The following is a 435-nucleotide window of genomic DNA, read 5'->3' as shown; positions in this document are numbered from 1 at the left end:
GCACGTCACCGGTCAGTACGATGCGCTCGCGCTTGCGCTCCTTCTCGGGATTGGCGAGCGGCACCGCCGACAGCAGCGCCTGCGTGTAGGGATGCAGCGCCCTCGAATAGAGTTCGGCCGCGGGTGCGATCTCTACGATCTTGCCGAGATACATCACCGCGACCTGGTGCGAGATGTGGCGCACGACCGAAAGATCATGTGCGATGAACAGATAGGATGTGCCGAAAGACTGCTGGATATCCCTGAGCAAATTGAGCACGCCAGCCTGCACCGAAACATCGAGCGCCGAAACCGGTTCGTCGAGGATCACCACTTGCGGGTTCAGCGCAAGCGCCCGGGCGATGACGACACGCTGGCGCTGGCCGCCTGACAGTTCGTGCGGATAGCGCTTGCCATGCTCGGGATTGAGCCGCACCAGTTCGAGCAGTTCGGCGA

At 62.3% G+C, this 435-nt stretch carries 1 protein-coding gene; it reads right to left on the bottom strand.

The features are described from left to right. On the bottom strand, positions 1-435 hold a 435-nt coding region (locus EN885_RS33125; RefSeq protein ID WP_164897981.1), incomplete at both ends, for an ABC transporter ATP-binding protein.

It is taken from the genome of Mesorhizobium sp. M6A.T.Cr.TU.014.01.1.1, from assembly GCF_004022765.1.
Taxonomy (GTDB): domain Bacteria; phylum Pseudomonadota; class Alphaproteobacteria; order Rhizobiales; family Rhizobiaceae; genus Mesorhizobium; species Mesorhizobium mediterraneum.
The sequence above is the reverse complement of the archived record's forward strand: the minus strand, read 5'-3'. Positions and strand labels throughout refer to the sequence as shown.